The sequence below is a fragment of the uncultured Methanobrevibacter sp. genome (assembly GCF_902784195.1).
Taxonomy (GTDB): domain Archaea; phylum Methanobacteriota; class Methanobacteria; order Methanobacteriales; family Methanobacteriaceae; genus Methanobrevibacter.
This window is the reverse complement of sequence record NZ_CACZTX010000005.1, coordinates 75,919-89,025: the sequence shown is the minus strand read 5'-3', so window position 1 is coordinate 89,025 and position 13,107 is coordinate 75,919. Positions and strand designations below refer to the sequence as shown.

Sequence of the window (13,107 nt, the reverse complement as noted above, 5' to 3'; positions counted from 1 at the left end):
TCATCTGCATGTAAATATCCAACGATTCCATGTGCTATTAATGCAATACCTAAGATGATGGTGATTAATATTGGATTGTTTGCTGCAAATACAGCAATGAACAAGATAACAATTCCTAATACTAAACCAACTAATGATCCGGTTTTATTGATTTCAGCTCCTCCAAGCAATCCGATTACGGAAGCTATGATAAGCATGAATCCAACAATATAAAACTGTAATCCAACTAGGAATGAAATTGCATTGGTTCCAAAGATGAATGCCAATCCTAAAATAATCATTACAACTCCAAATATTGCTGAAACAGTTGAAACAGCTGGTGAAATATCTTTTGAAATGATTCCAGTGTAAGCTAATCCTATACCAAATATCAATACAGCTGCACCAATAAGGATGGATATTAAATTAGCACTGAATATTGGGAATATGATAAATATTAAACCAATAATTATTGAAATAATAGCTAAAATCTTATTTGATTCCATTTTTTTTCACCTCATTTTACATTTAATTGTTTAATATTCTATTTATCAAGGTATATATAAATTATTCTTTATTTTTTATAGGGCCCATTTCTTCACTGCAAGGATTTTTTCATTTCAATTTTTTAATTAATTATTTAAATAATGATGAATTAATCTTAATTAATAATATTTTAAATTTTATAAATTTTTCAAGTGATAAAATGGCTGATTTTGAAGAGATTATCAATACAAGACGTAGTATAAGGGAATATGATTCCAAGGAAGTTGAAGATGAAAAAATAGAAAAGATTCTAAAGGCAGGTATGCAAGCTCCTGGAAGCAGGTTAGGCGCTGAACCTTGGGAATTCTTGATAATCAAAAACAAGGAAACTCTTGCTAAAATTGGAGAAATCAAACCTCGTGTAACAAATGCTCCAGTAGCTATTCTTTTGATTGCAAACATTGAAAGGTCCTTTTATAAATTGGTATGGCAACAGGATATGAGTGCAGCAGCAGAGAACATGCTTCTTGAAGCTGTCAATCTTGGCTTAGGAGGATTATGGAATGGTGTGGCACCTGAAGAGGAAAGAATGAATGCCATTGGTGAGATTGTAGGTTTGCCTAAAGATGACAACCTAAAGCCATTCTGCATAATAACTCTTGGTTATCCTGCTGAAGGTTGGGAAAACAAGTTCATGGATAAATATGATGAATCCAGAATCCATTATGAAACCTATTAATTAAATTTTAAACATTTTTTATAAAGTTTGCTAATAAATCTGATTTCAATTCTTAAACGGATGATGCATTATGAAATACAATTTTGATTCAATAATTGATAGAAAACACACCAATTCACTCAAATGGGATTTATTTGATGATGAATATCCTATGTGGGTTGCAGATATGGACTTTTATGCAGCTCCACTCATTTATGAATCAGTGAATAGAAAAGCAAAGCATGGTGTTTATGCCTATTCATTTGTCAATGATGAGATTTTTGATTCATATATCAATTGGTGGAAAAAATATGGCCTTGATATGAAAAGGGATGAATTGTTGTTTGCAACAGGGGTCATGCCTTCAATTACAAGCATCATTCGTGCATTCACTGATGTTGGAGATAATGTATTAATCCAAACACCAGTTTACCATGTCTTCTTTTATGTGATTGAAGATAATGACAGAAATGTTGTTGAAAATCCGTTGATTTATGATTCAGATTCCAATGATGTGGAAACTGCTTATGCCATTGATTTTGATGATTTGGAAGAGAAATTCAAGGATCCAAAGACCAAATTGATGCTATTATGCAATCCTCATAATCCAATCGGAAGAATATGGGATGAGAAAACCCTTGAAAAGATAGCTGTTTTAGCAAACAAATATGATGTCATTGTTGTATCTGATGAGATTCATTGTGATTTGACTGATCCTGATTTGAAATATGTTCCGTTTGCATCTTTAGATCATGAGTTATCAAATAACAGCATTACATGCATTTCCCCAAGCAAGACCTTTAACATTGCAGGTCTTCAAAGTTCTGCAGTCTTCACTCGTAACAAGGAACTTTATGAAGTTTTAGAAAAGCAATTGTCAGTTGATTGCTTCAATCACCCTAACATTTTTTCAATTGATGCCACAATTGCAGCATACAAAAGTGAAGATTGGTTAAATGAATTGAGAGAAGTCCTATTTGAAAATAAAATGATTGTTGATGAGTTCCTAAAAAGTGAAATTCCTGAAATAAAATTGGTTCCGGCAAATGCAACCTATCTTTTATGGTTGGATTGCAGTAAGTTAAGGGGAGAAAATTTTGAAGGTTGTGAATTTTCCACTTATTTATCTGAGTTTTTAAGAGAAAATGTAAGTTTATTCTTATCTCCAGGAATCCAATTTGGACAAAATGGAGATAATTTCTTGAGAATGAATATTGCATGTCCAAAAGACTTATTGCTTGAAGGTTTAAATGCATTAAAAATAGGAATTGAAAAATTTAAAAAAGAAAATAATTTATGAATTCTAAAAAAATTCTAAAAATAGTAATTTTTTTTTTTTTGAAAGTATTAAAAATAAAAAAGTAGAGAAAATTAATTTATTTTAATTTCTCTTCCCACTCTTTTTGTCTAAAACCAGTAAGCACTATATTATCTTCAGTCTCAATTATTGGACGTTTTACAAGCATGCCTTCAGTAGATAAAATCTTCAATTGTTCTTCTTCACTCATTTCTGGTAACTTGTCTTTTAATTGCATCTCTCTGTAAATTTTACCACTTGTGTTGAAGAACCTCTTGAGAGGTAGTCCACTTTTCTCATATAATGCCTTCAATTGATCATAATCGGGATTTTCCTCAACAATATGCTGTTCATCATATTCGAATCCATTTTCGTCTAACCATTTCTTAGCCTTTTGGCATGTGCTGCATCTTGGGTAGTAAATAAATAACATTCTCCATTCTCCTAAAAATTTTATAAAATCAATTTTTTGTTCTTATTCTTATTCTTATTTCTATATTTGAAATTTATAAATTATTCTAATTATTGATTAACTTTGTAAACTAAAGACTTTTATCATATGATTTTTAAATTAATATTAGAAAAATAAATAATATGAAATTAATTAAAAACAATAAGGTGATATCGTGAGTATTTTAGTTGCTTATTATTCAAGAACAGAAGTTACAAAAAAATTAGCAGAAGCCATTGCTGCAGAAACTGGTGCAGATATTGAAGAAATTGTTTCTAAAGTGAAATATGATGGTAAAATAGGTTTTGCACGTGGTGGAAAGGATGCTCTTTCAGAAAAGATCATTGATTTAGGGCCATTAGAACATGATGTTTCAGATTATGACTTGGTTTATTTAGGAGTTCCTGTATGGGCTGGAAAAGCTGCAAACCCTATGATTTCATACATTAAGCAAAATGAAGGAAAGTTCAATGATGTAAAATTCTTTGTAACTGCAGGTGGAAGCGGTTTTGAAGGTGCCATTGAACAAATGGAAAAATATGTCGGCAAAGCTCCTTTGAAAACATTAACTCTTGTAACAAAACAAGTAAAACATGATGAATTTGATGAAGAGTTAGCTTCATTTATAGAATAAACTAAATTTTAGTTTTTTTAGATTTTTAACCGTATACTATTAACTGATTTAATTATTAACCTATTAAATTATTTATTTCGCGAAATAGAAAGATTTAAATCCTTTAAAAATAATTTATAATATTAACAGATTTTTATTCACTTAAAATGTTTAATAAATGTAAATTAGGTGATATAATGTCAATTTATGATTTTGAAGTAAAAGACACTCAAGGAAACATGGTTTCCTTAAGTGAATACAAAGGAAAAGTATTGTTAATTGTCAACTCTGCTACCAAATGTGGTTTCACTCCACAATACACTGAATTGAATGAAATCTTCAATGAATTCAAGGATGAAGGATTTGTCATTTTAGATTTCCCATGTAACCAATTTGGTAATCAAGCTCCTGGTACTGGAGAGGAAATTGCAGCTACCTGCCGCAGTGAGTATTTGGTTCCTTATCCAATCTTTGAAAAGATTGAAGTGAATGGTGAAAACGAAGAGCCATTATACGCTTACTTAAAGCAAGAGCAACCATTTAAAGACATCACTGGTGATGGGGCTAGAAAATTGAAAATGGTCCTTAAGGTAATGGATAGACATTATAAGGACAATGATGACATCAAATGGAACTTCACTAAATTTTTAGTTGATAGAGAAGGAAATGTAGTTCAACGTTTCGAGCCAACTGAAAGTTTAGATGATGTTAAGGCAAGAGTTAAAGAATTATTATAATTCTTTATTCTATTTTTTCTCCATTTTTTCTATTTTTTTCAGTTTTTCAAATTCTATTTTTATTCTATTTTTCTATTTTTTTTAATTTTTTCTTATTATAATAAGCAGCATCTTTTTTTTCGTGTTGATTTATTAAATAGTTAAATAATTTAAGAATCAATATAACTTATGTGGGATTATGAAAAAGATTTTATACTTGACAGATTTATATTATCAGGCAAAAGGCAGAAACTACTATGAGGAGGACCTCTTTTTATCAGGGATACTTAAGGATTATTTTGATATAGTTTTGTGCAATCCAAAGAATTCTTCAAGTTTTGAAAATGATGTGGATTTAATCATTTTCAGAAACACTGGAAGTGTATTGAATTTTAAGGAAGGTTATGATTCCTTTAGAGAACGGGTGAAAAGCAACAATTTAAAAACTTTCAACGATTTCACTGGGAAGGCAGATATGTGCGGAAAGCAATATCTTGTTGACTTGACTTTAGAGGATTATCCTGTTATCCCTACAATTGATGATATAAAAAATATTGATTTATTGCCTAACTCCGATCTTTTTGTCATAAAACCAAAAGATGGCGCTGATTCAATAGGTCTTGAGTTTTTAACTAAGGAAGAATTAATCAAAAAGGATTTGAATAAGAATATTTTAATTCAGCCGGCAATTGATTTTGAATACGAACTGTCTTTTTATTTTATAAATGATAAGTTTGAATATGCATTATATGCTCCTAATAAAGAGGAAAGATGGAAACTTGAGAGATATGTTCCAAGCATTGAGGAGATAGGATTTGCAAAAAGATTTATTGAGTGGAACACTATTGAAAATGGTATTCAAAGAGTTGATGCATGCAAAACAAATGATGGTCAATTATTATTGGTGGAACTTGAAGATTTAAATCCATATTTGTCTCTTTTGGAGTTAAATGAAGAAACTGTTGAGATTTTTATCAATGATTTAGTGGATGCAATTAAAAATTTATGATTATTTTTTTGAAAGTGGTAAAATGAAATTGGAAATCAATACAGAAACCTGCACTGGATGTAAATTATGTGAAACCGTTTGCATTAGAGATAATATTGAAATTATTGATAAGAAAGCTGTTGAAGTTGATAATGGAGATTGCTTTGACTGTGGGCATTGTTTAGCTATTTGTCCAACAGGAAGCATATCCTTAAATACATATGAAGATCAAAAAGACCGTGTTGAAGATTATAATCCTCGTGAAATTCCAATCAATTCTGAAGATTTATTGCAATTCCTAAAACAGCGCAGAAGCATTCGTTGGTTCAAGAAGAAAAAAGTGGATAAGGAAACTTTTGATAAGCTATTTGAAGCTGCCTATTACAGTCCAAGTGCTCAAAATGCTCAAGATGTTGAATTTGTTGTTCTTGATGAGAAACTGGATGATTTCATGCATTTGGTTTATGATATAATCAAAGTGGAAGAAGATGAATTCTTCAGAATAAAACAGTTTGGTGAGTATCTTAGAGGTGAAGGAGATTATAAGAACCATCCACTTCTTTGGGAAGGAACACAGATGATTTTGTCCTTTTCCAAAAGTCAGGCAAATGCATTGATTGCAAATACAAGACTTGAGTTATTGGCTTATTCAATGGGTCTTGGAGGATTCTATTCATTATTCACTCTTAAGGCGGATGAATTGGATCATCAAAGATTAATGGAATTCTTCCCAGAAATAGACCGAGATAAGCACATGTATTCTGCATTCATAATAGGTTATCCTAGAGTAAAATACAGAAGAACAGTTCCTCATAAGAAAATAGATGTGTATTATAAATAGCTATTTAATTCTTTTTTTATTTTTTTATCTATTTTTTATTTTTTTATCTAAAAAACAAATCTAATTATAAAGTTAATTTAACGGAAAGGCAAGAAAATCCCTGTTCAATCTCAGATGAAACTGAAAGTTGATTGAATTTGGGGAATGATTTTCTAACATGTTCCAGGATTCTAAAGTCTATATAGATTTCTGTTACATAAAATTCAAATCCATCTGTAAAATAGTAAGTAGGCTTTCTGCATTTGAGCTTTGCACCATAGAAGAAATCTTCGAGCCTATTTTCCAAATCCCATTTTTCGTTTTCACTTAACTCTTTTCCATTGATGTAATCAATTATTTCATCTTCCAATCCCTCTTCAATAGGATAAAGCCTTAAGTCATTTTCCATTTCTTCTAATTCTTGATACAATTCTTCTCTGTTTAATTCAACCATAGTGTCACCATATTCAAATCTAAAAATAGAGTGATTTTTTAAAAATTTTCTTTAGAAAATTTTATAATTTAAATTTTAATAATTTGTAAAAAATAAAAATAAAAATAAAAAATAAAATGAAATTTTTATATGGAATTTTAATTAAAATTAAAGAGAAATAATTGAAAATTATTTCATATTTCCAAATAATCCTCTAATAATCCCTTTTGTAACTTCCCTTGCAGCAGTGTTTACAACAGTTGTAGTTGCCTTTTCAACAGTTGTCTTTCTTGTAGTCTTTCTCTTGGATTTAGTGGTTTGTTTTGTCATTTGATCCACTGCTGTTCCAACAGCTATGCCAATAACATCTTCAAGCAATCCTTTTTGTTTAGGTTGCTCTGGTGCTTGGGTTTGTGCTGGAGCTTGCTGTTCAGCAGGTGCCTGTTGGGTAGGTGTTTGTTGTGCTGGAGCTTGCTGTTCAGCAGGTGCCTGTTGGGTAGGGGCTTGTTGTGCTGGAGCCTGTTCTGCTTGATTAGGAATTTCCCTAATAGGTGCATCTTGAGGGATTTCAGATTGTACATTCGGATTGTTGTCAATCTTATTCAATAGCATCTCATATGCTGATTCCCTATCAACTGCATCTCTGTATTTTCCTCTAAGAGATGAAATGCTCATCAATTCTGCTCTGTAATTATCTTCAATAGCTCCAATATAACTTTGAGGAGGCAAAATGTCAACTTGTTGCACGATGCTTGGAGCTCCTTTTTCTTCAAGAACAGAGACCAATGCCTCTCCAGTTCCTAAAGTGGAAATGACTTCTGTTGTATCGAATTCAGGGTTTGGTCTGAAGGTTTCAGCAGCAGTCTTTACAGCCTTTTGCTCCTTTGGAGTGTATGCATGAAGTGCATGTTGCACTCTGTTACCAAGCTGTGAAAGGACAGTGTCCGGAATATCGGATGGACTTTGTGTAATGAAGTATACTCCGATTCCTTTTGAACGAATCAATCTTATAATCTGCTCTACCTTTTTCTGGAATGCAGGGGACATGTCATCAAACAATAGGTGAGCCTCATCGAAGAAGAAAACGAATTTAGGTTTGTCCAAGTCGCCTACTTCCGGCATTGTTTCGTAAAGTTCGGATATCATCCATAATAAGAATGTTGAGTATAATTCCGGTGCTGTAGACAGTTTTACAGAATCCAATACGTTGATCATACCTTTTCCTTCATCATTGCATTGCATGAAGTCACTGAGTTCCAATGCAGGCTCTCCGAAGAACAGGTCTCCTCCTTGGTCTTCAAGGGTAAGTATGGATCTGAGAAGTGTTGTTGCTGATTTCTTGGCAACTGCACCGTATTGGCTTTCATAAAGTTCAGCATTATCACTTACATGATTAATCATGGATTTCAAATCTTTCAAATCAATCAAAAGAAGGTTTTCATCATCTGCTACACGGAATACGATGTTCAATACCCCTTCTTGTGCTTCAGATAAGTTCAATATTTTTGAAAGCAATTGAGGGCCCATTTCAGAGATTGTGACTCTAATAGGCAATCCTTTCTCACCATATAAATCCCAGAATTCAACAGGATATGACTTGAATACAAATCCCTTATCAGCAAGTTTGTACTTTTCCATTCTTTCAGTTACTTTTGCGTTTGGTTCACCTACCTTTGCAAGACCTGAAACGTCCCCTTTCATATCTGCTAAAAATACAGGAACTCCCATATCACTGAAAGCTTCTGCAAGTGTTTTTAAAGTGACTGTTTTACCGGTACCAGTTGCACCAGCTATTAATCCATGACGATTGGCTAATTTGGATAACAAATAAACCTCTGTATTCTCATTAGCCCCAACTAAGATATTATTTTCTGCATACATGATAACACCTTTTTGATAAATCTGATAATGAAAAATTATTTAATTATTTCACATGTTCTTTAATTCTTATTATATTCCTAATAATATAAAAAATAATTTATTTTATTCTTTGTTTTTTCTTTTCGATTTTTCAATTCTTCATTAAAAATTATTTTCCATTTAATGCAAAGTAAAAATAATAAATTATATAATAGACTTAAAAAATATATTAAAATAAGATATTTTATTGAATAAAATTGATTTTATAATAATTTATGATTTTTATAAGGTGATGATTATATGTATGAAACCTTAACATTCACTGGTGGAATTCACAAAAGCGAAGAATTGAAAGAATTAATTGAGGATTTAGGAGGTTTTGTTCTTCAATCCAATATATTGCAAATGGAACTTGTATTGAATATGGCGGTTCCTATTGATGATGTGGATATTATTAAGGAAAAGGCTAAAGAGCTTTTAGGTGAACTCTCTGTTGCACCTATGGCAGGTTCTGAAATAGCTATTGTTTCCCCAACTCTTGCAAGACACCACCTTCCTCATGCTGCATGTGATATCTCCGAATACCTTAGACGTTATGGTGCTAAAGACAATATGGTCGGGTTGGCTCGTGGTCATGGTAAAGGAACTGCAGGAATCAGTGAAACTGAAAAGGCATTGATTGAAGAGCATGACATAGCCATTTTTGCATTAGGAAGCTTCAAGCAATGCATTATTGATAAGGCTTATCTTTACAATGACATTGATATTCCAGTGATTGTCACAGGTGCACCTGAAATTGATTTGGAAGAATTGCCTGGTGTAGACGCTTATGTTCCAGGATTAGGTAGAATTCCACGCAGATTAAAAAGAGGGGAAAACATAAGAGCTTTGAAAAAGTTAGTTGAAACTGTTGAAGACCTTTTGGAAAAACGTAAAAAAGAGCTTGCTCAAGACCCTCCAATTGCACCTTCAATTTTAGTCAAGAGCGAGATTGAAACTCAAGTTCCAGCTATTAAGGAAGTCATTTCCCCAACTCCTGTAACAAGTCAACTCTGTGGGCTTAGAGTAAAATTGGATTATGACAAGTATCATGAGGAAATTGAAAATGTAGTTATAGGGGACCAAAAATTAAAGGACATTGCAGAGATTAAAAAATCTCATTTCTATGATTACATACTCGTAGAGCTTTTAACTGAAAGTTCTTTAGTGGATTAAAGTTATTATATTAAAAAAATGATATTTTAAGGAAATATTTTTTAAAAAAAGTTATATTATAATAAATATAATTTTTTATATTTTTTATTATCTTATTTTTAAAAATCTCATGTCATCTTATTTTTAATGAATTATATAAATTATTTCTAATATTCAATCATCATAAATAATAATTAAATATTTATTTTATTATCAAATGTGAAGTGTAAAAATGCAAGTTATAGCGGATCTTGGTGGAACTCCTGGAAAAGATTGTAGAGGCTTTTGTAAGTTTTGCTACTTTAGAAAAGTGAAACCTTTAACAGAAGCTCTTGGATGCCAACATTGCCCACCTAATAAAGTGGGTTGTCCAAGATGTCTCGAAGGAGTTCAAGAGGCAGGGAAACCATTTCAACAGCCATTTTCAGTAATAAGTGAAGTTCAAATGGCTTTGATGATGAATCCTGTAAGAGATGCTAACTTGAAGGTCAACATCAGTGGTGGTGGAGATGTCAGCTGTTACCCTTATCTTGAAGAGCTTATATCTAACTTGTCTCAAATGCAATTGCCAATTCACTTAGGTTATACAAGTGGAAAGGGAATTGATGATGGCGATATAGCTACACAATTCTTGAATCAAGGAGTGGATGAGGTAACCTACACTATTTTTGCAGCAGACCCAAAACTCAGAAAGGAATGGATGTTGGATCCAAGTCCAGAGGAATCCCTTAAAGCTGCTCAACTTTTTGCAGAAGGTGCAGACTTGCATGCGGCAGCAGTTATCATTCCGGGGGTAAATGATGGTGCAGTGCTTCAAAACACTTGTGAAAAATTGGAAGCGTGGGGTGCAAAGGCATTGATGATGATGCGTTTTGCAAATAGTTATGACCAAGGGTTGATTTTAGGAAATGAACCTGTTGTTGAAGGAATAACTCCTCATGAACCTCTTGAATTCGAAGAGCTTGTAAAGGAAATCAACAGTGAATATAATCTTAGAGTCACTGGAACTCCATTATCCGATCCAACAATTGGAGCACCATTCATTTTAGCAAAAGATGAGTATGAGGAATTTTTAGGAATATTGCCTAAAGTTACTGGCGAAGCTACACTTCTAACATCTAAGATTGCAGCACCATTCTTGAAGAAAATATTTGATAAGATAGCTCCAGATAATGTGAATGTAGTGGCCACCAAGAAGGATATCGCATGCTTGATGACAAAACAGGACCTTGAAGTCTTGGATTTGGAAGACATTAAAGACACAGTCATTCTCCCTGGAAGAGCATTTATCCATCAATTGGATGCAGAAAGGATATTAAGTCAGGATGGCAAAAGCCGTCTTGTAGGATATGGTCCGGATACTTTAAGCGTTGATGGTGAGTTAAGCAGCGGCATGAGTGAAGAGGAAGTGATTGAACATGAGTTAGGTTCATTCATTGATCTTATTCAGGCCATCAATTTCTTTGGAATGAAAAGGGCTTTTTAATTTTTTAAATTTTTTTAAATTTCTTATTATTTTCATTGCCTTTTTGAATTTTTATTGCATTTTTGAAAATGAAAATAATTGAAAAATGAGAATATAATAATCACAATAAATAATATAATTTTTATATATTTTTTACACTACTTTTTTACACTATTTTTTCAAGTATTGATTAATTTTTCATTTGTTTAATTTTTTGATATTTTTTAAAAAAAATAGAATGTTTTTAGTATTACTAATAGTATTACTTTTGGCTAATTTATGTAATATTTTAATTTAACACGATTTTTAATTTTTTTCTTTATTTTCAATTAAAACGCTTTATTCAATTCTATTTTAGATTTAAGAAAAAAATTACATTTATTTTTTAAATTTAATTGAATGTATGTTATTTTACATTATTTGCTCCATTTTAATCAATTTAAAAAAGTATTACTATTGGGCTAATATATAATAAAAAAATTAAAAAATCTTATTACTTATAAAGTTTTCTATTTAATTCTTAAACGAATGTTTATATTATATTTTAAATAAACTAATATCTGTATACCAAATAGCTGGCTATTGCAAAAATTTTGCTGGATAGCTTACTCAACATAACTAAAAATTAGTTATTTTGGGTGGTATATTAACTCTATTTATTTAGGAGGGAAAAAATTGGCAAAGTTTGATGATAAAGTCGATTTATACGACGACAGAGGTTCATTAGTCGAAGCTGATGTACCAATCGAAGCTCTAAGTCCGTTACGTAACCCTGCTATTAAGAACATTATTAGCGGTGTTAAAAGAACTGTAGCTGTAAACTTAGAAGGAATCGAAAAATCTTTAAAAACTGCTTCCGTCGGTGGAGCAAAATCTAAAATCTTAGGTAGAGAAATGGATCTTGACATCGTAGCTCAAGCTGACTCCATTGCTGCTGCTGTAAAAGACATGCTTCAAGTAACTGAAGACGATGATACTAAATGTGAAGTACTCTCTGGTGGAAAAAGGATTTTAGTCCAAATTCCAACTATCAGATTAGACTCTTCCGCAGAATACTCCGTAGCAACCTTAGCTACCGCAACTGCATTAACTCAAGCTATTATCAAAGAGTTTGACGTAAACATGTACGACGCAAACATGGTAAAAGCTGCTATTTTAGGAAGATACCCACAATCTGTAGAATACATGGGTGCTAACTTAAAAACCATGTTAGACGTACCACAAAAATTAGAAGGTCCTGGTTACTCCTTAAGAAACATTAAAGCAAACGACTTCGTAGCTGCTACCTTAAAGAACACTTTACAAGCAACCGCTCTCGCAAGTATTTTCGAACAAACTGCTATGTTTGAAATGGGTGACGCAGTAGGTGCTTACGAAAGAATGCACTTATTAGGTTTAGCTTACCAAGGTTTAAACGCTGACAACATGGTATTAGGTCTCGTACAAGACAACGCAAAAGAAGGAACTGTAGGTTCTATCGTACAAGACACTATTGCTAAAGCTGAAGCAGATGGTGTAATCGCTGTAGAAAAAGAATTAACTGGATACAACATGTACGCAACTAGTGACGCAGCTAAATGGAACGCATATGCTGCTGCTGGATGTACTGCTGCTATTATGGTTAACGTCGGTGCAGCAAGAGCTGCTCAAGGTATTCCATCAACTATCTTATACTTCAACGACAACATCGAATTTGCTACCGGTTTACCTGGTATTGACTTCGGTAGAGCTGAAGGGGTAGCTGTAGGATTCTCTTTCTTCTCTCACTCTATCTATGGTGGAGGAGGTCCTGGTTTATTCAACGGTAACCACGTAGTAACCAGACACAGTAAAGGATTTACTATCCCTTGTGTAGCTGCAGGTATGGCATTAGATGCTGGTACCCAACTCTTCTCTCCAGAAGCAACTTCTGGATTAATTAAAGAAGTATACAGTGAGATTGACGAATTCAGAGAACCACTCAAATATGTTGCTTTAGCAGCTGCTGAGATTAAAGGTGACATCTAATTATCGAATTAATTTTTGTTAATTAAAATCTAATTTAAAATTCACGAAAAATTATTTAAATCGTCTGATTTAAATACTGA

General features: G+C 32.3%; 13 protein-coding genes. 9 read left to right on the top strand and 4 right to left on the bottom strand.

All coding sequences use genetic code 11. The annotated features are described in order from the left end of the window. Window positions 1-485, bottom strand: a 485-nt coding sequence (locus QZU90_RS04865) for a DUF308 domain-containing protein (RefSeq protein ID WP_296855829.1), incomplete at its 3' end; no start/stop codon positions are given. 200 nt (window positions 486-685) lie between these two features. Here QZU90_RS04865 and QZU90_RS04860 point away from each other — a divergent pair. Then, a complete protein-coding gene (locus QZU90_RS04860; RefSeq protein WP_295605527.1) occupies window positions 686-1,204 on the top strand; it encodes a nitroreductase family protein in 519 nt (172 codons plus the stop codon). Window positions 1,205-1,274: 70 nt separating this feature from the next. Continuing rightward, the gene (locus QZU90_RS04855; protein WP_295605525.1) at window positions 1,275-2,483 is read left to right on the top strand and encodes a MalY/PatB family protein; all 1,209 of its coding nucleotides are present in this window, start codon (window positions 1,275-1,277) and stop codon (window positions 2,481-2,483) included. Between the two features lie 76 nt (window positions 2,484-2,559). Here QZU90_RS04855 and QZU90_RS04850 read toward each other — a convergent pair whose 3' ends face one another. Continuing rightward, window positions 2,560-2,913: an arsenate reductase family protein gene (locus QZU90_RS04850; protein WP_296855827.1), complete on the bottom strand. Its 354-nt coding sequence runs from the start codon at window positions 2,911-2,913 to the stop codon at window positions 2,560-2,562. Between the two features lie 193 nt (window positions 2,914-3,106). Between QZU90_RS04850 and QZU90_RS04845 the strand changes: the two genes are divergently transcribed. The 4 genes from QZU90_RS04845 (at window position 3,107) to QZU90_RS04830 (ending at window position 6,089) form a co-directional block, all read left to right on the top strand. Next, window positions 3,107-3,565 (top strand): flavodoxin, encoded by a 459-nt coding sequence (locus tag QZU90_RS04845; protein ID WP_296855825.1) that lies wholly within the window; start codon window positions 3,107-3,109, stop codon window positions 3,563-3,565. Between the two features lie 176 nt (window positions 3,566-3,741). After that, window positions 3,742-4,281, top strand: coding sequence for a glutathione peroxidase (locus tag QZU90_RS04840; RefSeq protein WP_295605519.1), 540 nt, complete (start codon window positions 3,742-3,744; stop codon window positions 4,279-4,281). Window positions 4,282-4,459: 178 nt separating this feature from the next. Next, complete coding sequence (locus tag QZU90_RS04835; RefSeq protein ID WP_295605517.1) at window positions 4,460-5,269, top strand: hypothetical protein; 810 nt, start codon at window positions 4,460-4,462, stop codon at window positions 5,267-5,269. Between the two features lie 22 nt (window positions 5,270-5,291). Further along, window positions 5,292-6,089, top strand: coding sequence for a nitroreductase family protein (locus QZU90_RS04830; protein ID WP_295605515.1), 798 nt, complete (start codon window positions 5,292-5,294; stop codon window positions 6,087-6,089). A 64-nt stretch (window positions 6,090-6,153) separates the two neighbouring features. On the opposite strand, the gene QZU90_RS04825 is transcribed toward QZU90_RS04830, so the two are convergent. Both QZU90_RS04825 and QZU90_RS04820 read right to left on the bottom strand, forming a co-directional pair. Then, window positions 6,154-6,522, bottom strand: a complete 369-nt coding sequence (locus QZU90_RS04825; RefSeq protein WP_295605513.1) for a hypothetical protein — start codon at window positions 6,520-6,522, stop codon at window positions 6,154-6,156. 168 nt (window positions 6,523-6,690) lie between these two features. Then, window positions 6,691-8,382, bottom strand: a complete 1,692-nt coding sequence (locus QZU90_RS04820; RefSeq protein WP_296855822.1) for a helicase HerA-like domain-containing protein — start codon at window positions 8,380-8,382, stop codon at window positions 6,691-6,693. Window positions 8,383-8,661: 279 nt separating this feature from the next. Between QZU90_RS04820 and QZU90_RS04815 the strand changes: the two genes are divergently transcribed. The 3 genes from QZU90_RS04815 (at window position 8,662) to mcrB (ending at window position 13,027) form a co-directional block, all read left to right on the top strand. Then, window positions 8,662-9,576, top strand: a complete 915-nt coding sequence (locus QZU90_RS04815; protein WP_295605511.1) for a methanogenesis marker 7 protein — start codon at window positions 8,662-8,664, stop codon at window positions 9,574-9,576. Window positions 9,577-9,787: 211 nt separating this feature from the next. Further along, the gene (mmp10, locus tag QZU90_RS04810; RefSeq protein ID WP_295605509.1) at window positions 9,788-11,041 is read left to right on the top strand and encodes a methyl coenzyme M reductase-arginine methyltransferase Mmp10; all 1,254 of its coding nucleotides are present in this window, start codon (window positions 9,788-9,790) and stop codon (window positions 11,039-11,041) included. Window positions 11,042-11,695: 654 nt separating this feature from the next. Beyond that, complete coding sequence (gene mcrB, locus QZU90_RS04805) at window positions 11,696-13,027, top strand: coenzyme-B sulfoethylthiotransferase subunit beta (RefSeq protein WP_295605507.1); 1,332 nt, start codon at window positions 11,696-11,698, stop codon at window positions 13,025-13,027. Window positions 13,028-13,107 lie beyond the last annotated feature (80 nt).

What these genes read in the sequence shown, in the direction of transcription:
- QZU90_RS04860 (WP_295605527.1), top strand. Translation starts at nt 686, where the DNA reads ATGGCTGATTTTGAAGAGATTATCAATACAAGACGTAGTATAAGGGAA.
- QZU90_RS04855 (WP_295605525.1), top strand. Translation starts at nt 1,275, where the DNA reads ATGAAATACAATTTTGATTCAATAATTGATAGAAAACACACCAATTCA.
- QZU90_RS04850 (WP_296855827.1), bottom strand. Translation starts at nt 2,913, where the DNA reads ATGTTATTTATTTACTACCCAAGATGCAGCACATGCCAAAAGGCTAAG.
- QZU90_RS04840 (WP_295605519.1), top strand. Translation starts at nt 3,742, where the DNA reads ATGTCAATTTATGATTTTGAAGTAAAAGACACTCAAGGAAACATGGTT.
- QZU90_RS04835 (WP_295605517.1), top strand. Translation starts at nt 4,460, where the DNA reads ATGAAAAAGATTTTATACTTGACAGATTTATATTATCAGGCAAAAGGC.
- QZU90_RS04830 (WP_295605515.1), top strand. Translation starts at nt 5,292, where the DNA reads ATGAAATTGGAAATCAATACAGAAACCTGCACTGGATGTAAATTATGT.
- QZU90_RS04825 (WP_295605513.1), bottom strand. Translation starts at nt 6,522, where the DNA reads ATGGTTGAATTAAACAGAGAAGAATTGTATCAAGAATTAGAAGAAATG.
- QZU90_RS04820 (WP_296855822.1), bottom strand. Translation starts at nt 8,382, where the DNA reads ATGTATGCAGAAAATAATATCTTAGTTGGGGCTAATGAGAATACAGAG.
- QZU90_RS04815 (WP_295605511.1), top strand. Translation starts at nt 8,662, where the DNA reads ATGTATGAAACCTTAACATTCACTGGTGGAATTCACAAAAGCGAAGAA.
- mmp10 (WP_295605509.1), top strand. Translation starts at nt 9,788, where the DNA reads ATGCAAGTTATAGCGGATCTTGGTGGAACTCCTGGAAAAGATTGTAGA.